Here is a 22,570-nt window from a genome sequence, read left to right on the forward strand (position 1 = left end):
GCACCAGCACTGGCACGCTAGCGCCTGGCGATGAGGCTTAGAAGCGATAGCTGGCGCTCAGGCGCACGGCGCGACCGGTGCCGGAGTAATAGCCATTGCCCCAAATACTGTAATAACCGGCACTGACATAATCCTTATCGAACAGGTTATCCACCCTCAGGCTGGCGAGCCAAGCCTGACGGCTGTAGTTGAGCGCCAGATTCGTCAGCACATAATCATCGAGTCGAGGATCCAGGTTGGCATTATCACCCTCAATGAAACGCTCACCCGTATACTGGGCTTCGGCGAATACTTGCCACTGGCTGTCGATATCCACGCTGACGTACCCTCTGCCAGTGTGCTTGGCGACCCAAGACAATGCCTTACCCTCGTTCATGCCTGCGGTAAATTCCGCGTCCGTGTAGTTGTATTCCAGTCCCAGCTGAATGTCCTTACTCAACTGCCAATCCCAGTCCAGATTAGCACCGTAACGACGAGATTGATCTGCGTTGACGTTGGCACCAGAATAGTTGCCACCTATAGGCGTTGGTGCGCTCGCATCGAACACTATCTCATTCTCCAGAGCCAGCCGGTACAGATTAAGACTCAGGGTCTGGGTCGATAAGGACCAATCCCAACCCGCTTCGTAAGAACGACCCGTCTGCGGTTTGAGTCCCAACACCCCAGGTGAGGTATAGGCCTGCTCGTCCACCTTGGCGAAACGGAAGTTACTCTCGGCACGCAGATAGAATCTGTGATCATGACTTGGGCGATAGTTCAGCCCCAGTTCCAAGGCACTGGCGTCTTCATCCAAATCTATTCCCAGAGGATACGCATCCTCATCTTCGAGAGAATCCGATACATCTGAATAACGCCCCCCGACCACATAACTCAGGCTCTGGGTCAGAGGCACATCTGCCTGCACATAGGCGCTCAAGAGTTGCTGCACATTGCTGCGCTGCATGTAAGACAAATCAAAGTCGGCCTCACCGCGGCTCACATCGGCACCGGCGATGATGTTCAACTCACCATTACGGGTGGCTATGCTGGCTATGGCCTTGGGATTGAACTCCAACAAGGAGCGGCTGTTTTCGCCACTTGTCGAGACCACCAGGGTATCACTGTAATTTACATCCGCCGCCAACGCCCAGGCTTGAGTCAGCTGATGCTGATAGCCCATGCGCGCCGCCGTGGTCATGTTGTGATAATAAGCACCTTTGCTCCATTCATTGGCCTGGCGTGGATTGGCCTCGAACTCTGCCGGAGTCAGTGCCCCCGGCGCTTCACGCTTGTCGTCATAATAACTGGTCTCGACGAAAAACTTATCCGTCGTCGTTTGGTACTGCACCCGTCCCAGGATGGAACCGGTTTCATTATCGTTGTTGTCGCGATAGTTTTCGCTCTGCTGATAGCTTCCCGCCAGATAGTAGCGCCAGTCCTGATTGATGGCACCTGATACATCGGCACGACCTTCATAGGTATCGAAGCTGCCGCCGGACACTTGCACGCTGCCGCCGCTGGCATTGGGCGCCTTGGTGATGATGTTGATGACGCCGCCAACGGCCTGATCGCCATAGAGTACGCCGGCACTGCCGGAGAGGATCTCGACCCGCTCGACCTGGTTCAAGGGAATGGCATTGATGCTGGGGGCGGCTATGTCGATATTATTCAAACGGCGGCCGTCGACCAAGATCAGCGTGTTGTTGGCGGCTTGACCTGCGCTGAAACCACGCAAGGCGAACACCGCACCCGAATTATTGTCAGAAACCTGGAGCCCACTCTGGCCGCGTAACAACTCGGTCAAGTTAGTCGCGCCGCTCATTTGGATTTCGGCACTGTCGATGACGTTGACATTGGCGGCAATATTCAAGATGGACGCTTCGGCACGGCCTATCACAGTGAGGGTTTCATCGACATGTGAGGCAACATCGTCTGCCTCGGCGGCGAAGGTGAACGGCAGGCTCAGCAGGCCAGCGATCAGTATTGACAGTTTTGTAGCTTGTGTTCCCATTGACCTTTAACTCCTGAAAGGAAAACGGGGCATGGGTGCCGCACCAGAGCCCCCCACTGATTGCAGGAGCGCCACTGGCACATTTCGAGATCTGCCCACCGAAATCGCGAAATCACCTTAAGGGCCGGTCTCCGGACTTAGGTTCCGTGCTGCGGACAGACAAAGCTGCCGACTCACCCGAGCCTGGACTTTTTTAACGCTCATCCTTGCGAGCGCGCCCGGCTCTCACCTCATACCGTTGCGGGGGCAGTGCCTGAATCTCACAGGCTTCCCGATTATCCCATGCTGTTACCGCACAGGCACCACTAAAGGTTGACTGAAATTAATTTTAATTATCAGAGTCAGGCGGTCTCCCGCCTGGACGGGCGCATTATAGACGTCTATATGGATAAATGTCTAATGCAGAGCGGCAGCCGGAGGCTCTACTTGAGCGATAGGGGTTGAATGGTCGCGACAAAATCACGGTAATTGGTGGCAGCCAAGGGGACTTGGCGCAGGTTGAAGACCTCGCGGCGATCAGACTTATGCAGCAGATAGAGATCCATCTGCCCCAGGATGGCGGCATAGTAGCCTATCTCCCCCCTGGGCTCAGCCGGGGCGGGTTGCAGCTTGGCATCGGACTGGAGCACTAACTCGGTGCAGCCCATGATGGCCTGGAAAGCTGGATGACCATCGACCTGGGTCTCACCCAGCTTCTGATAGACCAACTCTCCCCGACATACATCCCGATAGCTTATCGCCAGTCGGTCGAGGAACTGCTCGGCCGTGACTTCTGCGGCCAGGCCCTTGAAGCTTTGCACACAGATCATAGATGACCAGCTGCCGAGCGTCTGCTCCTGAGGCACAAATTCGGCCTGGATCATGTTGACTTGTGTCTCGTTGGACGCGCGCTTCCATCCCAGGGGTAAATTGAACCCTAATTTTTGACTGAACCCGGTCAGAGCCGGGTGCCCGGGCTGGTCGACCGGCACTTCGGCCAGCACGGGGGAATAGCTCAAGCAACAATAGAGCCCCAGTGCCATGACGCCTGGGGTCAATGAAATACTCACAGCTGTAGTCGAAGTCGCTTTCATACCGCTTGCATCCTTGTTCCATGGTGTAATGAGAAAACGCTGTCAAACCTCCTTCAATTCTAGTTCGCTAACCTGACTTCACAAGCTGGGCGCGGCAACCCAGGTTTGCCGCTCTCTGTTACCCTCGGCTCACGCCTCTGGCTGTTAACCGGCATAGCAGTGCATGGCGCTCTTTCCCATGTGCTCTTACCTAGGCCCTCTTACCTAGGCCCTCTCACTTAGACGCTCTTTCCTATGACAGTCTGCCGGTGACGAAAGTAAAACCAAGTAAGCTTAAAAAGTGTACAATGTGCTGTGTGTTTATTTTGGCAACCCGAGTCGCTAACACTCCGTCGACAGCGGCTGAGCGGCGAGCCGGGCAACATATGTAAAGCGGTCGAAAACTCAATTGCAACCAATTCTCATTAATGTTTAAGTGTTTTTCAATCTCTATGGCTAACCTGGGTTAGCCGAACCAACAGAAGGACAATCACTATGAACAACAGCAAAATCACCAATCTACTCAGGGGGGTGGTCGCTCTGGGCCTCCTCCTGGGGATAAGCGCTCACGCCAGCGCCAACGAATGCGAACTCGCCATTGGTGCCAACGACGCCATGCAGTATGACAAGAAGGCGTTAAGTGTGCCGGCGAGCTGTACGGAAGTCACACTCACCCTGACCCATACGGGGAGCCTGCCGAAAACGGCCATGGGCCATAACTGGGTGCTGAGCAAGGCCGAAGACATGGCCGCCATTGCCAATGATGGCATGACGGCCGGTCCCGAGCACAACTTCATCGTGGACGCTGATACCCGAGTGCTGGCCCACACCAGCCTGGTTGGCGGCGGTGAATCGGCCTCTGTGACCTTCAGCACCGAAGGCATGACCCAGGAACAAGCCTATAACTTCTTCTGCTCCTTCCCGGGTCATTGGACCTTGATGCAAGGCAGCTTCAGCATCACGCCCTGAGCCGGATCACAGGCGCCCCGACGAGGCGCCTGTGATACTCAATCCACTATGCAAATGCCCAGGCCAGCGAGCAGCCTCACCGCCTCGAAGCGATCGAACCTGGCCTGCTGCACATTATTATGGCGCACATCCAGATCATACTGAGTGGCATCGACAAAGTCGGCCTTGGCCAGCTGGGTATTGGCAAACAGGCTATTGCTGAAATCTGTGCCGGCAAACTGGCCACCATTGAAATTTCCATCCCTGAAATCCACCTCATGGGCCCGGCACCCTGTCATGACCAGTCCACTCAGGCTCAGGCCGAAGAAAGACGAGTCGTTCAACAGGCAATCGCTGAAATTGATCGGCGCCGACAAGGACAACTGCGGCCAGCTGGCCCGGCCCCAGTTGATACCCAGCAGCTTGCATTCGGCAAAACTCACCTCGGAAAAGCGACTGAAGGCCAGATCCACCAGGCTCAAATTACACTGGCTGAATTGGCAATCGATAAACTCGCATCTTTCGAAGCGGGCATCGCTGAAATCACAGCCCAGGAAGTGGCAAGCCTCGAAGCGCTTGCGCCTGAGTTCCTGCCCGGCAAGCTCCAGGCCCTCGAACGTTTCGTTAAGGTATTCCTCTGTATCTAGCTCAAACAAGGTATTCACACTCCCAGGTATAAGTCAGGTGCAGTCTCAGTTAAGCGCTCTAATAGACTCGCTCCGACATGGCTCCACTCCGATATGGCTCCACTCCGACAAAGCTCTCCCCTGACATAGACCCGCTCAAGCCTAGGCAGGCAATGCCGGCGGGGCCGGAATGGGATTTGTCGGCAACAAAAAAGCGAGCCCGTGGGCTCGCTCTCTTCGTACAGCCATATCCGGTGAACATGACCGAAATGCCACTTGGCTTACCTGCGGTCGTTCAGATAAGCACTCATTTCCAACGGCGGAAAGGAGAGCCAAGCCCGCGACTTATTCTTCGTCGCTGTCTTCGGCTGCATCATAATTACGCTCGGCCGCCAAGGCCGCCGCCAAACGTTTTTCTTCGGCGACTTTGGCCGCCAGGGTACGTTTCTCAGACTGCTGCTTGTTGCGCTCTACCTGGGCCTGCAAGAAAGACTTGAGTGTCTCTTCACCCCAGGCCTGGGCCTCGGCCTCTGTCGCCATGCCGTCTCTGAACTTGGAGACCACTGTCTTGGTCGATGTCATGCGTCTGACTATCTCGGCTTTCCAGCCCTTGCTGCTTTCGGTGACGCGAAAGTCGTATTTCTTACCTTTGCTCATTTGCTCTATTCCTCAATGATTTTTCATCGTTTGTTTTACCAAGCGGACGAAACGCTCACCATAAAACAAAGGGGGCGCAGTGTACTCGATTTCGCCGATAAAATATCGCTTGGGTGAAAATATTCTTGCCCGTAAATGAAACCGCCAAGGTTCAGCCTCTGAGCCTCTGTATTCCCGTCAGCAGCAGCAAACATACACCGCCGACCATGATCCCAAACAGGCCATTGAGCAGGCTTGGGGTAAAGAAGGCCAATCCTGGGCCCAGCAGCGCGATGCGGCTCACGACTTCGGCAACCCAAGCTATCTTGTCTCCCAGAAAGTGCAGTCCATGGGTCAGTATACCGCCCCCCACCATAAACATGGCCGCGGTGCCTACCAGGGTCAATGTCTTCATTAACTTAGGCGCGGATAGCAAGAGCAGGCGTCCCAGACGTCGCCCCGGCAGCGCCATAAAGTGTTGCGGCGCACGCCGACTCAGATACAAACCCACATCATCCAGCTTGACGATGGCGGCCACCAGACCATAGACCCCCAGGGTCATTATGACGGCTATGATGCTCAGGGTGGCGAACTGGGTCCAGAGGCCAGCATCCGCCACTGTGCCCAAGGTAATGGCGATGATTTCTGCCGACAGCACGAAGTCGGTGCGTATGGCACCTTTGACTTTTTGTCGCTCCTGGGCCCTGAGGGTGGCAACGTGCGCCAGCAAGGGGTCCGCCGCCCCCGCTGGTGGCGCATCTGCCTGTGTTGTGGCGGCTTCAGGCTCGGGCGTCAGCTCCATGCCCGGTGCTGTCCCGTGCCGGATAGGCTCATTCACCGCCCCTCCTCGACTGCCTGCTTTCCTCCTGTGGCTGTAGCTATGATGCAGCTTTTCGAAACCTTCGAAACAGAGAAATAGCCCGCCGAGCATCAGCAAGGGGGTCACGGCCCAGGGGATGAAGGCGCTGATCAGCATGGCCGCCGGCACCAGGACGAGTTTATTGCGAAAGGAGCCCATGGCCACGGCCCATACCACAGGCAACTCGCGTTCGCTGCTGACACCCGACACCTGCTGGGCGTTGAGGGCCAGATCGTCCCCCAGCACGCCGACGGTTTTCTTGGCCGCCACCTTGCTCATGAGGGCCACATCATCAAGAATGCTGGCAATATCATCCAGCAGGGTTAACAGGCTAGCGCCGGCCATATCGACTCCAATCGAAGAAAATCCCAATAGCCATATTAACTCAAGCCGAATGACTGTAATACCTGAGTTTTTTTCTCTGCCAATCGGCAAATATTTTGTGATTTCTGCCAAATATTGCCATGAAAGCTGCGGATTTTTGACCACCACTGCCGTGGGGAAAGAGTATACTAGGCGCTGAATTTCCCACTCATGTGCCGTTACAGGATGTCATTATGACTCAAGATGAAATGAAAAAAGCTGCCGGCTGGGCCGCACTCAAATATGTCGAAAGAGACAGTATCGTTGGGGTGGGCACAGGCTCTACCGTCAACCATTTTATTGATGCGCTGGCGACCATCAAGGCCGATATCGAAGGCGCAGTCTCCAGCTCAGAGGCCTCGACCGCCAAGCTGAAGGCGCTGGGGATCCCGGTTTACGATCTCAACAGCGTCGATCAACTCGACATCTATGTCGACGGGGCCGATGAGATCAACCCCCAGATGGACATGATCAAGGGCGGCGGTGCCGCACTGACCCGGGAAAAAATCGTTGCCGCCGTCGCCAAAAAATTCATCTGCATCGTCGATAACACCAAGCGGGTGGATATTCTGGGTGAGTTTCCATTGCCGGTGGAAGTCATCCCCATGGCGCGCTCTTATGTGGCCAGGGAATTGGTGAAGCTCGGCGGCGATCCCGTGTATCGCGAAGGTGTAGTGACAGACAATGGCAATGTGATCTTGGATGTCTACAACATGAAGATCCTCAATCCCAAGGAAATGGAAGACAAGATCAATGCCATAGTCGGCGTGGTCACCAACGGTCTGTTCGCCAAACGTGGTGCCGATGTATTGCTGGTCGGCACCCCTGAGGGTGTGAAGACCTTCTAAGCTAAGCCCCTGAGCCAGCATGCCCGGGCATGCTGGCTTAAGTACCCAATTCAAGCTCTCTATCTAAGTTCTTTACCTAAGTGCTTTACCTAAGTGCTTTGTCTATGAGCTCGCCGAGCTCAACACCAATAGGGGACATTTTGCAGCGCACTGCGGCGGGAATGCTCCATGGCAAACAGCAGGCTCTGGTGCTTATCATAGAGCCAGGACTCCATATCCAGCCCGGCGGCGGTGCTCAATTCGGCCAATAACAGATAGCACCCGAGCACATGTATCCCAACGGCGAGATCCTGCCACGGGGCCCGGAATTCATCCCGCAGCGCCTGAGGATACAAACCACCGTAAGCCAGTCCCACCAGGAGACACTCATCCAGGGTGTTGGCCAGTTGCAGATAATCCTGACTCGCCAATTTTGCCTGCACAGGCATGGCCTGCTGGAGTCGGGACCAGGATGCCTGCTGGCAGAAGTCGGCGAAGTCTTTCAAGTTGGCGGCCCGGGGCGGCACCTGGCTCGCCTCCAGGCGCAACAATTGCTGTACCAGCGCCAGTTGTAACTGACCATATTCGGGTAGCGCCCAGAGGCCGCTCAAGCGCTGTGGCAGCTTGAGTCCATCGAGCGCCTGCACCAAGGCATCGGATAAGATCTGCGCCCGGGGATGTTTGGCGAACAAATTCGCATCTTTGCCGAGCAAGCCTACCAGGGTTTTGCCCTGGTCGATGAACGCCAACTCGGCTTCGATGCGGGTAAATCCCGATGCCAGCATGCTATCCAGTAAGTCGAACTGCGCCAGACTGAGTCTGAGGAAACGAATGCAGGCACGCAACCGTGTCCAGAGTGCCACGGCTTCGCAGGGGTCATTGTCGGCGGCCAACTGGGCTTCCAACAACTGCCAGCGTTCCAGCCCGGTTTCCACCAGGGCCTGCAGGGTTTGCGTCTGACTGAGCTCTGGGCTCAGGGCGATGAAGTCGAGCGGTTGCGGCACCTGGCTGTTTCCCTTTGCCACCGACTGACTCGCAGCCAACTGGTAGCCTCGTTGGGCCTTGCTGGCCTTGCCCAGCCTGACCGGCACCCGCTTGGCTACCAGATTCGCCAGGGTCAGGAGCGCCGAGGTGTCGCCGGACAACAGCTCAAATTCGAGCTCACAGATGGCCTGTTGCCGCCCCTTGGCCGTTATCTTACCCAGGTCCAATGCCACTTCGACCAGACTGGCCCCGGCCCCACAGGCACTGTCAGCGCCTTCGACCTTGATGTGCCAGGCGCGGCGGGTAAAATCCGTGTGAAATAGGCAAGCCAATCCGGCTTGGGTGGCGGCCACATCGGCTCCCTCTGGCCAGATTTTGGCAGGGAACAGGCTCAAATCGGGGACATTTTGCGTGATGGTGACATTATATTCGGGTCGGGAATGAATACCGCCGACCACCTTACCCGACGTTTTTATCGTCTGTTCCCTGTGGGCATCCCGACGCCTGACCCGCAACCCCATGTCCCAGCAACGCAATTGCAGCTCAGGGGTGTCGAAATAACCATTAGCCAGTTGCACCTCGGCGTGCGCTTCGGCACCTGGGAAGGCATCGAGGATTTTTATCAAGGTTTCTTGGTAGTTAGGTGGGAAAAACAACTTAAGTTCTATCTCGGCATCCATCAAACAACGGCTCGCTTTGTCATCAAATATTCATCAGCACGTCATTATTTAGTCATAATGTCACATTGCTGTCATAAAAAACCCCTAGTATTGGGATTTGCAGTTCATATATAAGCGGTTAGAATAATCCTGTGGTTTTTTCTCAAAAAACACAGTTTCAATACGCGGACGCTTGAGTTAACATGCGCCCGCTTTTTCCAATAATGGAATAACCTAAATAGGTAAACGGCAATGCCAGTAAACTCTATTTTGGGCGTGTTTGCAAAATCGCCAATTAAGCCTCTACAAGAGCATATAGACAAAGTATACGATTGTGCGTCCATACTTGTCCCCTTTTTCGAAGCGACTATCTCGGGTGACTGGGATAAGGCCGCTCAGCTGCGTAAGCAGATAAGCCTGGCTGAGAAACAGGCCGATTCACTCAAACGTGAAATCCGTCTCACCCTGCCCGGTGGCTTGTTTATGCCGGTTGAGCGCACCGATCTGCTGGAGTTACTGACCCAGCAAGACAAGATAGCCAACAAGGCAAAAGATATCTCTGGCCGCGTCATCGGCCGTCAACTCCTCATCCCTAAAGTGATGCAGCCCCCCTTCATCGCCTATCTACAGCGTTGTCTCGACGCCGTCGCATTGGCGCAGCAAGCCATCAACGAACTGGACGACCTGCTCGAAACAGGTTTCCGCGGTCGTGAAGTGGATCTTGTGGCAAAAATGATTAACGAACTGGACATCATCGAAGAAGACACCGACGACTTGCAAGTTCAGGTACGCCGGCAGTTATTCGCCATGGAATCGGAACTGAATCCTGTCGATGTCATGTTCCTCTACAAGATCATCGAATGGGTCGGCGACCTGGCCGATCTTGCCGAGCGTGTCGGTTCACGCATGGAGCTGATGCTGGCTCGCGTTTAACAACAAGATTATCAAGGTAATAACATGGTTGATGTATTAATCACCAATGGCCCCTGGCTCATTGGTATTGCGGCCGCTTTTGGCTTTTTGATGGCATGGGGTATAGGTGCCAACGACGTAGCCAATGCGATGGGCACCTCGGTTGGGTCCAACGCAATCACAATTAAACAGGCGATCATCATAGCGATGATATTCGAGTTTGCCGGCGCCTATTTAGCGGGTGGCGAAGTCACCAGCACCATACGCAACGGCATCATAGATCCTGCCTACTTCACCGAGGCGCCTCAGCTGCTGGTCTATGGCATGATAGCCTCACTGCTGGCCGCAGGTATCTGGCTGGTAGTGGCGTCGGCGTTGGGCTGGCCCGTGTCTACCACTCACTCCATAGTCGGCGCCATCATAGGTTTCGCCGCCGTGGGTGTGAGCACAGATGCCGTCATATGGGGCAAGGTTGGCGGCATCGTCGGCTCCTGGATCATCACCCCGGCCATCTCGGGTTTCATCGCCTTCATCTTATTCCAAAGCGTGCAGAAGCTGATCTTCAACACGGATAACCCGCTGGCAAACGCCAAACGCTACGTGCCTTTCTACATGGCATTGGCCGGTTTTATCATGTCACTGGTGACCATCACCAAGGGCCTGAAACACGTAGGTATCCATTTCAGCAGTGTCGAGGCCTATGGCTTAGCCACAGTGATCGCCATCCTGATCGCCATCGTCGGCAAGATAGTCATTTCGCGTCTGAAAATGAGTGACAAAGCCGATCGCCAAGCCCATTTCGGCAATGTCGAGAAAGTGTTTGCGGTACTCATGGTCATGACGGCCTGCTGCATGGCCTTCGCCCACGGCTCCAACGATGTGGCCAACGCCATCGGCCCCTTGGCCGCGGTGGTTTCAGTGGTCAGCAGCGGCGGTGAGATAGCCTCCAAGTCTGCCCTGGTATGGTGGATCCTGCCGCTGGGTGGCATAGGCATAGTCATGGGTCTGGCCATCTTCGGCAAGCGCGTGATGCAGACCATAGGCAAGAACATCACCCACCTGACGCCGAGCCGTGGCTTTGCCGCCGAGCTGGCCGCCGCTACCACAGTGGTCATAGCCTCGGGCACTGGCTTGCCAATCTCCACCACCCAAACCTTGGTTGGGGCCGTATTGGGTGTAGGTATGGCCCGTGGTATCGCCGCCATCAACATGGGCGTGGTACGCAACATAGTGGTGTCTTGGGTCATTACTTTGCCCGCCGGCGCCGGCCTGTCGATCATCTTCTTCTATATGATCAAAGGCATTTTCGGCTAGGCAAAGGCTCAGTCGCCAGCATGAATGAGAGGGAAGTCATATGACTTCCCTCTTGCATTAGCGCCGCCAAATCCCTAGCATGTGGAAAATCTTTCGTTGATGAGAATTGATAAGTGTTAAGACTCCTGACTCTGGCAGCGATATTGCTGCTCTCTCCCAGCTTGTTGGCCGCAGGCCAAACCCGTTATATTTCCGACAATGTTTTTCTCTATCTCCTCGGTGGCCCCGGCACCCAATACCGCATTCTTGGCAGCGTCGAAGCCGGCCAGCCAGTGACCTTCACCGGCGAAACCCAGGCGGAATATTCCAAGATAGTCGACCATAAGGGACGTGAAGGCTGGGTGCAGACCGACATGCTGAGCGTAGAGCAAAGCTTTCGTGAGCGTTTGCCCCAAGTCGAGGCCAAGCTGAAACAGACCCAACAGCAGTTGAACAGCCTGCGTGACAGCAGCGACGGTGCCATGCAGGAACTGGCGAGCCTCAAGTCACAACTGAACAAGACCCAGAGGAGCCTGGAGCAGGCCAGCCAGGAACGCGATCAGGCGACCGACAAATTGGCGAATATCGCCAGGAATGAAAGGTTCAACATGTGGAGCCAGGGCGTGATGATCGCCGGCATAGGCATGATAATAGGCATCTTCCTGGTCTATCTGCCAAGACCGCAGCGCCGCAAGAAAGATCGCTGGATGTAACCCTTCCTCACCTTGCAAAACAAGCCAGCGCATACCCAGCTGGCTTTTTTTATCTGCGTCACCGAGACAATTTTTCATCCAGCTCAAACTTACCCGACTTAGTGTGCGACTTTGGTGTCGCCCGGCAAATTTTGGTTGTATAATCTCGCGCGAAAAACGCCCACATTGTATACAAAAATAAGAAAGCGTTTTTTCTATTCAACGACAGTTACACAGTCCCTATAAACCGGCCCAGATGGAAGCGATTATTATGTTCAAAGCGAGTGAAGTACTGGCAGGTCGTTACGACAATGCCAATCTCGACGAACTGTTCAAAGCGATCAGCGATAACTATATTGTCGATGAAGAACAATATCTGTCCGAACTGATCAAGCTAGTTCCGTCGAGCGATGAAGCGATCCAAAGGGTCACTCGTCGCGCTCATGATTTGGTGGATCAGGTTCGCCAATACGACAAGAAAGGCTTAATGGTTGGCATAGACGCCTTCCTGCAGCAATACAGCCTGGAGACTCAGGAGGGTATCATCCTCATGTGTCTGGCCGAGGCCCTGCTGCGCATTCCCGATGCCGACACCGCCGATGCCCTGATCGAGGATAAACTCTCGGGTGCCAAGTGGGACGAGCACATGAGCAAGAGCGACTCGCTACTGGTAAATGCCTCCACCTGGGGCCTGATGCTGACCGGCAAGATAGTCAAGCTGGACAAGAAACTCGACGGCACCCCGAGCCACCTGCTCAAGCGTCTGGTTAACCGCTTGGGTGAGCCCGTGATCCGCCAGGCCATGATGGCGGCGATGAAGATCATGGGTAAGCAGTTCGTTCTCGGCCGCACCGTCAAGGAAGCGCTGAAGAACAGCGAAGACAGACGCAAGCAAGGCTACACCCACAGCTATGACATGCTGGGTGAAGCGGCACTGACCGCCAAGGATGCCCAGAAATATTTCGACGACTACTCCAACGCCATCGCCACCTTGGGGGCGCAGCAATACGATGAGAGCCAGTCGCCACGCCCCACCATCTCAATCAAACTGTCGGCACTGCATCCACGTTACGAAGTGGCCAACGAAGACAGAGTACTGACCGAGCTGTACGCCACAGTGATCCGCCTGATAGAACAGGCCCGCGGCCTCAACATAGGCATCTCCATCGATGCCGAAGAAGTGGATCGCCTCGAGCTGTCACTCAAGCTGTTCAAGAAACTCTACAACTCGCCAGCCGCCAAGGGCTGGGGACTGCTCGGCATAGTAGTGCAGGCTTACTCCAAGCGCGCCCTGCCGGTACTTGTGTGGTTGAACCGTCTGGCCAAAGAGCAGGGCGATGAGATCCCACTGCGTCTGGTGAAAGGCGCCTACTGGGACAGCGAGCTCAAGTGGGCCCAGCAGGCGGGCGAAGCCGGCTATCCACTATTTACCCGTAAGGCGGGCACAGATGTGTCCTACCTGGCCTGCGCCCGCTTCCTACTGTCCGATGCCACCCGAGGCGCCATCTATCCGCAGTTTGCCAGCCACAATGCCCAGACGGTTGCCGCCATCATGGACATGGCCGGCGATCGCCATTACGAGTTCCAGCGCCTGCATGGCATGGGGCAAGAGCTGTATGACACTGTCTTGGCGGAAAATAGTCGCCAGACAGTGCGTATCTACGCCCCCATAGGCGCCCATAAAGATCTGCTGCCCTACCTGGTACGCCGCCTGTTGGAAAACGGCGCCAACACCTCGTTCGTGCATAAACTGGTCGATCCCAAGACCCCTATCGAGTCTTTGGTGGTACACCCGCTGACCACGCTCAAAGGCTACAAAACCCTGGCTAACAACAAGATAGTGTCACCCGCCGACATCTTCGGCGCTGAACGTAAAAATTCCAAGGGACTCAACATGAACATCATCTCAGAATCCGAACCTTTCTTCGCGGCGCTGGACAAATTCAGCGACACTCAGTGGACCGCGGGTCCCCTGGTCAACGGCAAGACGCTTGCGGGTGAGACTCACCCTGTGCTGAGCCCGTTCGACACCTCACTGACCGTGGGCCAGGTAGCCTTCGCCGACAGCCAGGCCATAGAGCTGGCATTGGCCTCGGCCGACAAGGCCTTCAACGGCTGGTGCCGTACCCCGGTCGAGACCCGCGCCAATGCGCTGCAGAAACTGGCCGACTTGCTGGAAGAGAACCGTGAAGAACTGATCGCCCTCTGTACCCGCGAAGCGGGCAAGAGCATCCAGGACGGCATAGACGAAGTGCGCGAAGCGGTCGACTTCTGCCGTTACTATGCGGTGCAGGCCAAGAAGATGATGGCCAAGCCCGAACTGCTGCCGGGCCCGACGGGTGAGCTCAACGAGCTGTTCCTCCAGGGACGCGGCGTGTTCGTCTGTATCAGCCCATGGAACTTCCCGTTGGCAATCTTCCTCGGTCAGGTCGCCGCGGCGCTGGCGGCCGGTAACACAGTTATCGCCAAGCCTGCCGAGCAGACCAGTCTCATAGGCTACCGTGCCGTGCAACTGGCACACCAGGCCGGTATCCCAGCAGAAGTGCTGCAATTCCTGCCGGGCACGGGTGCCAGCGTCGGCTCGGCCATCACAGGCGACGAGCGCATCGGCGGCGTCTGTTTCACCGGCTCTACCGGCACAGCCAAGCTGATCAACCGTACCCTGGCCAACCGTGAAGGCGCCATCATTCCCTTGATCGCCGAAACCGGCGGCCAGAATGCCATGGTAGTGGATTCGACCTCACAACCCGAGCAAGTGGTCAACGACGTGGTGTCCTCTTCGTTCACCAGTGCCGGCCAACGCTGTTCGGCGCTGCGGGTCCTGTTCTTGCAGGAAGACATAGCGGATCGCGTGCTGGACGTGCTCCAGGGCGCCATGGACGAGCTGAGCATAGGCAATCCTGGTTTGCTGAAGACGGACGTCGGCCCGGTGATCGACGCCACCGCCAAGGCCAACCTCAATGCCCACTTAGATCACATCAAGCAGGTAGGCAAGCTGATCAAGCAGCTGGAGCTGCCCGCCGGCACGGAAAAAGGCCACTTCGTGGCCCCGACCGCGGTGGAAATCGACTCCATCAAGGTACTGGAGAAGGAACACTTCGGGCCTATACTGCACGTGATCCGTTACCAGGCCTCGGATCTGCCCAAGGTGATAGACGAGATCAACAGCACCGGCTTCGGCCTGACGCTCGGCATCCACAGCCGCAACGAAGGCCATGCGCTGAACGTTGCCGACAAGGTCAACGTGGGTAACGTCTACATCAACCGCAACCAGATAGGTGCCGTGGTCGGGGTACAACCCTTCGGCGGCCAGGGCCTGTCGGGCACGGGCCCCAAGGCCGGTGGTCCACACTACCTGACCCGTTTCGTGACAGAAAAGACCCGCACCAACAACATCACCGCCATCGGCGGCAATGCCACCCTGCTGTCACTGGGTGACAGCGAGGAATAAGCACCGCATACGCACTTTGGGTGCCACCTAGGGTGCCAATGGTGAGCCCGAACCGGGCCGATGAAATAAAAAGCCAGACTGCATGTCTGGCTTTTTTGTTTCAGCTATCCCAATAATCCTTCCTGCCTTTGCCAGGCGGTCATGTTGTGCTTGTCACCCGAGGTTGGGTCCGAGTTTGTTCAGCTGTTGCCCGATACTGAACTCAAACACTGCTGCAAAGCGCCGTCAAACGAACACCAGGTGCCATATGCTCTTCTCATCCGCCATGGCGCAATTAACACAGAATTGGGCTTGAGATCACACTTGTTAACATTCTTGGTTTAACTTGACCAAAATCAAGTACCCGGCTTCCGTAACCCCTTAACCTTGGCTGCAACAACACACTAACAAGCATCAGAGACGCTCTGGCAGTTCGAGCTCTAGGATGACAAGGGTTAATAACGGAGCATCATATGAAAAAGCACACTTCAAACTCTCCAGCTGTGATCGACGAACAACGCCGCCAATTCCTGGGAGGCTCTGTCGGCATGGGCTTAGTAGGTGCAGGATTGGCCGCAGGTTTGATCTCTGGCCAGGCTCAGGCCGGCACCAATGCCAAGAAAGTGGACCGCATGGCCAACTACACTGCGGATCAACTCGAACGCGTCACCCAGACCCTGGTGGCACCACCCATGGTGCCCAAGCATGATCAAGTGGCCAAGGGCAAGCCCAAGATTGTCGAAGTCAAACTGGTTATCGAAGAGAAACAAGTCGAGCTGGAAAACGGCACCAAGGCCTGGGTCTGCGCCTTCAACGGCAGCGTACCGGGTCCGCTCATCGTCTGTCATCAACATGACTTCGTCGAGCTGACACTGGTCAACCCCAAGACCAATGCCCTGGCCCACAACATCGACCTGCATTCGGCCACTGGCGCCCTGGGTGGCGGTGAGCTGACTTTGGTGTCACCCGGCCAGGAAGTCACCTTCCGCTTCAAGGCCACCAAGGCCGGTACCTTCGTGTACCACTGTGCCCCGGGCGGCGTGATGATCCCCTGGCATGTCGCCATGGGTATGCACGGTGCCATCATGGTATTGCCGCGCGACGGCCTGAAAGATGCCGATGGCAACCCAGTGCACTACGACAAGGCCTACTATGTGGGTGAAGCCGACTTCTATATCCCCAAAGATGACAAGGGCCAGTACAAGAGTTACCCAGAGATCATGGGCAGCATGAACGAAGTGCTGGAAGTGATGAAGACACTGACCCCATCCCACGTGGTCTTCAACGGTGCAGTCGGCGCCCTGACAGGCAAGAACGCCATGACGGCCAAGGTAGGTGAATCAGTCCTGTTCGTGCACTCCCAGGCCAACCGCGACACCCGTCCGCACATCATAGGCGGCCATGGTGACTACGTCTGGGCAGCGGGATCATTTGCAGATGCACCGCAAAGAGATCTGGAAACCTGGATGGTTGCCGGCGGCAGTGCCTGCGCCGCCCTGTACAACTTCCGCCAGCCCGGTCTGTACGCCTACGTGAACCACAACCTCATCGAGGCCATCATGAAAGGCGCCGCAGCTCACATCAAGGTCGACGGCGAGTGGGATGACAACCTGATGGTTCAGATCAGAAAACCCACCAACATAGCCTAACGGCCAGGCCAGGAGCACACAGCGACCACTGTGTGCTTCGTTGGTTTCAGCCAGGAGAAAAAAATGAAGCCCTTGCTGCCGCTCTTGTTGTTCATGACCTTGGCCGGTTTTTCCTCACCCGGCATTGCCGCCGACGAGCCAGTGGATTACTCACTCCACGGCGCCATCTATGCCTGGTACGGCCAGCTGGATCTGGGGACCACGCCAGAGCAGCTGATAACCAAAGACAGCCAGCTGGATTTCGCCGAATACCCCCAGGGCAAGCCAACAGTCGGTGCCCACCATATTCTCAGCATAGAACCCCTACCCAGCGAGGACGGACTCAGACGCGTCGAAGTGACCCTGGAATATCTCCCCTGGGATCCTGACAACCTCGAAGGAAACGGCCACTACCTGATCCAGGAGCTCAGCCTGACCCAGGATACTCTGCTCGTCAGGAGCAGCCAGACCACACTCGATGAAGTCGATGACTTCATCTCCAGCTACCGCGAGGCATCGGATCACAATCTCATCCGCGCCCTGATCTATCGCTGGACCCAGACCCTGGACAATCCGGGCCGCAACAGTCTGCAGGCCATGCTCTCTGCCAATGCCAGCTTTCAGAGCCCGGAAGCCGGTATCGATGAACCTGCTGCTTATCTCGCCTGGCTGCAGGCAAGAGAGGATAAACAGAGCCGCCGTGTCATTAAGAACCTGGCAATCACCCCCCTAGCTCCTCAGGAATACCAGGCACAATTTGAGTATCAATGGACCGCCATTAATCCACAGGGAGAGACAGAGCTGGCACAGGTGGCCGTCGAGCTTCGGCTGCGGGTACACAATGGCATAGCCATCATCACAGGCTACCGGGAACGCTACCTGCCGCCGGTCACAGATCTCGGTGCAGAGATCCGCTGCTAACTTAATCAGGAGACATATCCATGGCATATTTGACAAACAGGCTTAACATCAAACCTCGGCTAAGTCCGCTGCTGTTTTTGCTCGCTGCCCTGCTCAGCGCCCCCAGCCTGGCCAATATGCCTATCCTCAAGGGCATAGGCGGCGACTTCAGCCTGCAGAGCAGCAAGGGCGGCGAAGTCAGGCTGTCGGACTTCAAAGACAAGGTAGTGATGATGTTCTTCGGCTACACCAACTGCGCCGACATCTGCCCCACCACCATGGCCCACATCAGCCAGCTGGTTAACAAGCTCAGCCCGGAGCAGCGCGCCAGAGTGCAGGTGCTGTTTATCAGCATAGACAGCGACTACGACACCCCAACACACCTGAACAAATACCTGAGTTACTTCGACCCCAGCTTCATCGGCCTGGTGGACAGCCGCGAAAAAATCGATGAAGTGGCCGCCCTGTACAACGCCGACTATGTCAAACTGGCGGAAGAAAAAGTCACCACAGAGTACAAGAAGCTCAGTCTGGAAGACAAAGGCGCCGACGGCAAGAAAGCACAGGCGCAACAGGGTTACCTCTACTCCCACACGGCCAAGATTTTCGTGCTCGACGGCCAGAGCCGGGTACGGGGCTTCTTCTATACAGGCACCCCGCTGGCAGAGATGCAGCAACAGATTGAAAGTTTACTTTAAGGAGATAAAAGATGAGATTCAGATTACTCGGCTTGGGCCTCTTATGTTTGAGCAGCTTGGGCGTCAATGCCAGCGAATTGATGGTGCATAATGCCTGGATCCGTGCCATGCCCCCCAGCTCGCGGGTCGTGCCTGTGTACCTGACCCTGCATAACCCGGGCAACACAGAACTGATCCTGACCGGCATACGAAGCCCCAGGGGCCGCATCGCCCTGCATCAGAGCATGATGCACAACGACATGATGCGCATGCAACCCGTAGCGCAGATCAGCATTCCGGCGCACGCCGTGGTCAAATTGGCTCCCGCGGGTCTGCACGGCATGATGTCAAACTTCAGCTCGGGTGTGCCTGCCGAAGGCGACACTGTACCACTGACCCTGATCTTGGCCCAAGGCGAGCCCCTGAAGGTGACTGCCGAGGTGCTCAACCTGGGCGAACAAGCCGAGCATGACATGCACCAGCAGCACTGAGATTTGCCCCTAAGACCCTGGCCGACTCGAAATGCCACTGGGCTGATCTGGATCAGCACTTTTGTGCGCCAGTGGCTTACACTGATAGAGTCGACTCATGTTTCAAGGAAACCGGGTGATCAAAGATAGCCAAATAAGCGACCTGCTCCACAGCCATCATCTCTTTTCCAGCCTGGCCGAGAGCGAGCTGGAACAACTGCTGCGCTGCGCCAGCGTCATGGGCCTGCCTGCCCATGAGATCTTGTTCCATCAGGGAGACGACGCAGAGCGCTTCTACCTGATAGTCAAGGGGCACCTCCGCCTCTACCGCACCAGTGTGCAAGGCCAGGAGAAAGTCATCGAAGTGGTACGCGAGGGCAGCAGTTTCGCCGAAGCCCTGATGTTCAATCAACAGGCCAACTATCCTGTGTCGGCGCAGGCGGTATCCGACTGCAAACTCATCAGTTTCGACAGCCATGCCTACCTGCATCTGCTGAGAAACAATCCCAATGCCTGCATCGCCATCATGGCCAACATGAGCCACAGGCTCAGAAAACACGTCAACGAGGTGGAGCTGTTGTCGGTACAGAATGCCCAGAACCGCTTGCTGCTGTTTCTGCTGCGCAACATGCAGACCATAGCCCCGAATCAGGGCCTGGTCACCCTGGACATACCCAAGCGCATGCTGGCTTCGCGTCTGTCGATCCAGCCGGAAACCTTTTCCAGATTGATCAAGAAGATGGTAACCGAAGGACTGATCCTGGAATCCCACGGCGAGATCCATATTAGGGATGTGAGCCAACTGTACGCCGACGCCAATATTCCCATGGAAGACATGGCCGCGCCTTCGACATCGGGTAGCGGCGCCGATAAACCCCGTCCCCTGGGCCAATCGATCGCGATACGCCAACTGAAATAACTGCCGCGAGTCCTGCCGCCACACAATGCCAACAGCCGCGCCGATCATTTAGCGCCAGCTCCTGACGCCGGCCATGGATAGCCGCCATAGCCTCTTGCCCCTTGCCCCATAGCCGCTGGTCGCTGGCCGCGCTTGGCATGCTTTTGCTGGCTCCCGAGCTCCTTCTCCCTATGCCTTTTCCCTATGCCTTCTTGGCCTGAATGCCCTTGTTCGAATGCCCTTGCTCGAGCACCGGCCAGATTTTTTGACTCAATAAAGATTAGCTGACCAAAGTTTGATGCACATCAAAGGAGGGGCAAGTAGTGGATGCATCAAACACTATATATGGGTATATTTTAAAAACAAATCACAACATATAGTAATTTCGATGTTCAACTCTCTGACACCACAGATCGCACTGCAGGAAGTACCAGGGGAAGTCTCCCTGCTGTTTAGCATCACAGGTTGTGATGTCGGCTGCAAAGGCTGTCACTCGGTCGAACTCTGGGATGCCAACTATGGTGAGCCCCTGACCCAGGATCGCTATCTGGCCTACCTGGAACAGTATCTGGACTTTGTCAGCTGCATAGTGTTTTTCGGCGGCGAGTGGCAACCCGGGTCCTTAATCCCCTGCCTGGCATTGGCCCGAAGCATGAACTTCAAGACCTGCCTCTACACGGGGCGGGAGCGGGTGGCAGCTGAAATCGTCGCCCACCTGGATTACCTCAAGACAGGGGAATTCAAACAGCAACTCGGCGGCCTTGCCAGCCCCGGCAGCAACCAGAAATTTTATGACCTTAACCGCAAGCAAATCATCAATTACAAATTCATCCGAGAATAAGGAGATAAACAGATGCAAAACATACCCTCAGAGCTGATAGCCGAAAAGGTCCAATTCATTCAAGATTATATCAGTGCCGCCAATGCCGCCGACGGGTCCAAATATGACGCCAACGCCAATGTCAGCAGCAAGAACCTGGCAACCCTGGAGACGGAACTCAACAAGGACATCAACATCGCCATCAACCGGCGCCTGATGAAAAATCAGATCAGCCAACTGTTCGATGCCTCGCTCGCCGAGGAGTATGAAAACAGCATCAATGAACACTTGATCTATGCCCACGATGAAAGCTCACTCAAACCCTATTGCGTCAGCCTGTCCCTGTATCCCATGTTACTGGATGGCCTCACCAAACTCGGCGGCGAGTCACGCGCCCCGCAGCATCTGGAATCCTTCTGTGGTTGCTTCATCAATCTGGTGTTTGCCGTCAGCGCCCAATTTGCCGGTGCCGTCGCCACAGTGGAGTTCCTGACCTACTTCGATCACTTTGCCCGCAAGGATTATGGCGATGACTACACCCAAACGGCGGCGGCCAAGATAGAAGCCCACCTGCAGCATGTGGTGTACAGCCTCAACCAACCGGCCGCCGCCCGGGGCTATCAATCGGTATTCTGGAACATCTCCCTCTTCTCCGAGCGCTTCCTCAACGCCATGTTCGAGAACTTCATCTTCCCCGATGGCGACAGTCCCAACTGGCAATCCATCAATAAGTTACAGCACTTCTTCATGGACTGGTTCGGTAAGGAGCGTGAGAAGGCACTGCTGACCTACCCTGTGGTCACCGCCGCCATGCTCACCCACAACAAGCAGGTCGCCGATGTTGAATTCGGCCATTTCTGCAGTGCCCAGATGGCCAAAGGCAACAGCTTCTTCGTCTATATGTCCGACAGCCCCGACTCCCTGGCCTCCTGTTGCCGCCTGCGCAACGAAGTGGCGGATCACAGCTTCTCCTACACCTTGGGGGCCGGCGGGGTGGCGACCGGCTCCATCAATGTCATCACCCTCAACCTGAACCGCCTGGTGCAGCAGGGAAAAGATCTCGGCGAAGAAATAGAAAAGATCCAACTATACCAAGTGGCCTACCGCAAGCTGATGGAACATTATCAAGCCTGCCATATGCTGCCGGTTTACGACGCAGGTTTCATCCACCTGGATAAGCAATTCCTGACCATAGGGATCAACGGCATGGTTGAGGCCGCCGAGTCCAGGGGCATAGTCCCCGGCAATAACAGCGAATATAAAGCCTTCGTCGAAAGCCAACTCAAGGTCATCTACCAGGCGAACAAGGTCGCCAGTCAGCGTTGGGGCTACAAGTTCAATACCGAATTCGTGCCGGCGGAAAACCTCGGGGTCAAGAATGCCAAGTGGGACAGGAAGTCCGGCCTGAAGGTGAATCGAGACTGTTACAACTCCTACTTTTATCCGGTCGAAGACGAGTCGCTCAACCTGGTGGATAAGTTCGTACTGCACGGCAAGGAGCTGACGCAATTCCTCGATGGCGGCTCGGCGCTGCATCTGAATCTGGAGGAATACCCGGACCCAGAGCAGTATTTCAAGCTGTATCAGATAGCCGCCAGAACCGGCTGTAACTATTGGACCACCAACATCAAGGTCACCATATGCAATAGCTGCCGCCATATAGACAAACAGACGCGTTACCATTGCAGCGTCTGTCACAGCACGGATGTCGATTGGGCGACCCGGGTAATAGGCTACCTCAAACGCGTCACCAGCTTCAGCCAACCCAGGCAGAAAGAACATGCACTGAGGCACTATCACCGCCAACAGGCCGGCCTGCAACGAGTCGACTGAGGCTGAGACGGCCGGCGCGCCGCTGCAATCCCTGAGCGGCGCTTCCCCTAAAGATAAAAGACTATAAAACTTC

General features: G+C 55.8%; 19 protein-coding genes and 1 riboswitch. Of the genes, 13 read left to right on the plus strand and 6 right to left on the minus strand.

The annotated features are described in order from the left end of the window. Nucleotides 1-37: 37 nt before the first annotated feature. Complete coding sequence (locus HC757_RS14800; protein ID WP_169565154.1) at nt 38-1,990, minus strand: TonB-dependent receptor; 1,953 nt, start codon at nt 1,988-1,990, stop codon at nt 38-40. A 105-nt stretch (nt 1,991-2,095) separates the two neighbouring features. Beyond that, nucleotides 2,096-2,312, minus strand: a riboswitch (cobalamin riboswitch). 100 nt (nt 2,313-2,412) lie between these two features. Beyond that, nucleotides 2,413-3,063 carry a hypothetical protein gene (locus tag HC757_RS14805; protein WP_169565155.1) on the minus strand — a complete coding sequence of 217 codons (651 nt, stop codon included), beginning with the start codon at nt 3,061-3,063 and terminating at the stop codon, nt 2,413-2,415. A 474-nt stretch (nt 3,064-3,537) separates the two neighbouring features. Between HC757_RS14805 and azu the strand changes: the two genes are divergently transcribed. Next, nucleotides 3,538-4,011, plus strand: coding sequence for an azurin (gene azu, locus HC757_RS14810; protein WP_169565156.1), 474 nt, complete (start codon nt 3,538-3,540; stop codon nt 4,009-4,011). 38 nt (nt 4,012-4,049) lie between these two features. Here the strand turns inward: azu and HC757_RS14815 are convergent, their stop codons facing one another. The 3 genes from HC757_RS14815 to HC757_RS14825 form a co-directional block, all read right to left on the minus strand. Further along, a complete protein-coding gene (locus HC757_RS14815) occupies nt 4,050-4,646 on the minus strand; it encodes a pentapeptide repeat-containing protein (RefSeq protein ID WP_211164432.1) in 597 nt (198 codons plus the stop codon). Between the two features lie 315 nt (nt 4,647-4,961). Further along, nucleotides 4,962-5,273 (minus strand): DUF3622 domain-containing protein, encoded by a 312-nt coding sequence (locus HC757_RS14820; protein ID WP_169565157.1) that lies wholly within the window; start codon nt 5,271-5,273, stop codon nt 4,962-4,964. A 151-nt stretch (nt 5,274-5,424) separates the two neighbouring features. Next, complete coding sequence (locus HC757_RS14825) at nt 5,425-6,456, minus strand: DUF808 domain-containing protein (RefSeq protein ID WP_169565158.1); 1,032 nt, start codon at nt 6,454-6,456, stop codon at nt 5,425-5,427. 212 nt (nt 6,457-6,668) lie between these two features. Here HC757_RS14825 and rpiA point away from each other — a divergent pair, with 212 nt between their 5' ends. Continuing rightward, nucleotides 6,669-7,322, plus strand: a complete 654-nt coding sequence (gene rpiA, locus HC757_RS14830; RefSeq protein WP_169565159.1) for a ribose-5-phosphate isomerase RpiA — start codon at nt 6,669-6,671, stop codon at nt 7,320-7,322. 119 nt (nt 7,323-7,441) lie between these two features. On the opposite strand, the gene HC757_RS14835 is transcribed toward rpiA, so the two are convergent. Continuing rightward, on the minus strand, nt 7,442-8,965 hold the full coding sequence (locus tag HC757_RS14835) for a CYTH domain-containing protein (RefSeq protein ID WP_169565222.1): 1,524 nt from the start codon (nt 8,963-8,965) through the stop codon (nt 7,442-7,444). Between the two features lie 231 nt (nt 8,966-9,196). Between HC757_RS14835 and HC757_RS14840 the strand changes: the two genes are divergently transcribed. The 11 genes from HC757_RS14840 to nrdD all read left to right on the plus strand — a co-directional run bounded on the left by HC757_RS14840 (nt 9,197) and on the right by nrdD (nt 22,497). Next, the gene (locus HC757_RS14840) at nt 9,197-9,877 is read left to right on the plus strand and encodes a TIGR00153 family protein (RefSeq protein WP_169565160.1); all 681 of its coding nucleotides are present in this window, start codon (nt 9,197-9,199) and stop codon (nt 9,875-9,877) included. Nucleotides 9,878-9,901: 24 nt separating this feature from the next. Next, nucleotides 9,902-11,170 (plus strand): inorganic phosphate transporter, encoded by a 1,269-nt coding sequence (locus tag HC757_RS14845; protein WP_169565161.1) that lies wholly within the window; start codon nt 9,902-9,904, stop codon nt 11,168-11,170. A 113-nt stretch (nt 11,171-11,283) separates the two neighbouring features. Further along, nucleotides 11,284-11,862, plus strand: coding sequence for a TIGR04211 family SH3 domain-containing protein (locus tag HC757_RS14850; protein ID WP_169565162.1), 579 nt, complete (start codon nt 11,284-11,286; stop codon nt 11,860-11,862). 235 nt (nt 11,863-12,097) lie between these two features. Next, nucleotides 12,098-15,292 (plus strand): bifunctional proline dehydrogenase/L-glutamate gamma-semialdehyde dehydrogenase PutA, encoded by a 3,195-nt coding sequence (gene putA / locus HC757_RS14855; protein ID WP_211164433.1) that lies wholly within the window; start codon nt 12,098-12,100, stop codon nt 15,290-15,292. Nucleotides 15,293-15,744: 452 nt separating this feature from the next. Continuing rightward, nucleotides 15,745-16,920 (plus strand): copper-containing nitrite reductase, encoded by a 1,176-nt coding sequence (gene nirK, locus HC757_RS14860; protein WP_169565164.1) that lies wholly within the window; start codon nt 15,745-15,747, stop codon nt 16,918-16,920. Between the two features lie 63 nt (nt 16,921-16,983). Then, a complete protein-coding gene (locus HC757_RS14865; protein WP_169565165.1) occupies nt 16,984-17,820 on the plus strand; it encodes a hypothetical protein in 837 nt (278 codons plus the stop codon). Nucleotides 17,821-17,840: 20 nt separating this feature from the next. After that, on the plus strand, nt 17,841-18,497 hold the full coding sequence (locus tag HC757_RS14870) for an SCO family protein (protein WP_169565166.1): 657 nt from the start codon (nt 17,841-17,843) through the stop codon (nt 18,495-18,497). A gap of 11 nt (nt 18,498-18,508) precedes the next feature. Beyond that, on the plus strand, nt 18,509-18,967 hold the full coding sequence (locus HC757_RS14875; RefSeq protein WP_169565167.1) for a copper chaperone PCu(A)C: 459 nt from the start codon (nt 18,509-18,511) through the stop codon (nt 18,965-18,967). Nucleotides 18,968-19,064: 97 nt separating this feature from the next. Then, the gene (locus HC757_RS14880; RefSeq protein ID WP_211164434.1) at nt 19,065-19,865 is read left to right on the plus strand and encodes a Crp/Fnr family transcriptional regulator; all 801 of its coding nucleotides are present in this window, start codon (nt 19,065-19,067) and stop codon (nt 19,863-19,865) included. Between the two features lie 367 nt (nt 19,866-20,232). Continuing rightward, on the plus strand, nt 20,233-20,685 hold the full coding sequence (gene nrdG, locus HC757_RS14885; RefSeq protein ID WP_169565168.1) for an anaerobic ribonucleoside-triphosphate reductase activating protein: 453 nt from the start codon (nt 20,233-20,235) through the stop codon (nt 20,683-20,685). A gap of 12 nt (nt 20,686-20,697) precedes the next feature. Then, nucleotides 20,698-22,497, plus strand: coding sequence for an anaerobic ribonucleoside-triphosphate reductase (gene nrdD, locus HC757_RS14890; RefSeq protein WP_169565169.1), 1,800 nt, complete (start codon nt 20,698-20,700; stop codon nt 22,495-22,497). The last annotated feature ends 73 nt before the right edge of the window (nt 22,498-22,570 follow it).

Origin of the sequence: Shewanella salipaludis (genome assembly GCF_012911865.1) — a bacterium.
GTDB classification, from domain to species: Bacteria; Pseudomonadota; Gammaproteobacteria; order Enterobacterales; family Shewanellaceae; genus Shewanella; species Shewanella salipaludis.

Coding starts and splice junctions, on each gene's coding strand:
- nrdD (WP_169565169.1), top strand. CDS start 20,698: ATGCAAAACATACCCTCAGAGCTGATAGCCGAAAAGGTCCAATTCATT.
- HC757_RS14870 (WP_169565166.1), top strand. CDS start 17,841: ATGGCATATTTGACAAACAGGCTTAACATCAAACCTCGGCTAAGTCCG.
- HC757_RS14880 (WP_211164434.1), top strand. CDS start 19,065: ATGTTTCAAGGAAACCGGGTGATCAAAGATAGCCAAATAAGCGACCTG.
- HC757_RS14875 (WP_169565167.1), top strand. CDS start 18,509: ATGAGATTCAGATTACTCGGCTTGGGCCTCTTATGTTTGAGCAGCTTG.
- HC757_RS14825 (WP_169565158.1), bottom strand. CDS start 6,456: ATGGCCGGCGCTAGCCTGTTAACCCTGCTGGATGATATTGCCAGCATT.
- HC757_RS14845 (WP_169565161.1), top strand. CDS start 9,902: ATGGTTGATGTATTAATCACCAATGGCCCCTGGCTCATTGGTATTGCG.
- nirK (WP_169565164.1), top strand. CDS start 15,745: ATGAAAAAGCACACTTCAAACTCTCCAGCTGTGATCGACGAACAACGC.
- putA (WP_211164433.1), top strand. CDS start 12,098: ATGGAAGCGATTATTATGTTCAAAGCGAGTGAAGTACTGGCAGGTCGT.
- HC757_RS14835 (WP_169565222.1), bottom strand. CDS start 8,965: ATGGATGCCGAGATAGAACTTAAGTTGTTTTTCCCACCTAACTACCAA.
- nrdG (WP_169565168.1), top strand. CDS start 20,233: ATGTTCAACTCTCTGACACCACAGATCGCACTGCAGGAAGTACCAGGG.
- HC757_RS14805 (WP_169565155.1), bottom strand. CDS start 3,063: ATGAAAGCGACTTCGACTACAGCTGTGAGTATTTCATTGACCCCAGGC.
- HC757_RS14840 (WP_169565160.1), top strand. CDS start 9,197: ATGCCAGTAAACTCTATTTTGGGCGTGTTTGCAAAATCGCCAATTAAG.
- HC757_RS14820 (WP_169565157.1), bottom strand. CDS start 5,273: ATGAGCAAAGGTAAGAAATACGACTTTCGCGTCACCGAAAGCAGCAAG.
- rpiA (WP_169565159.1), top strand. CDS start 6,669: ATGACTCAAGATGAAATGAAAAAAGCTGCCGGCTGGGCCGCACTCAAA.
- HC757_RS14800 (WP_169565154.1), bottom strand. CDS start 1,990: ATGGGAACACAAGCTACAAAACTGTCAATACTGATCGCTGGCCTGCTG.
- HC757_RS14865 (WP_169565165.1), top strand. CDS start 16,984: ATGAAGCCCTTGCTGCCGCTCTTGTTGTTCATGACCTTGGCCGGTTTT.
- azu (WP_169565156.1), top strand. CDS start 3,538: ATGAACAACAGCAAAATCACCAATCTACTCAGGGGGGTGGTCGCTCTG.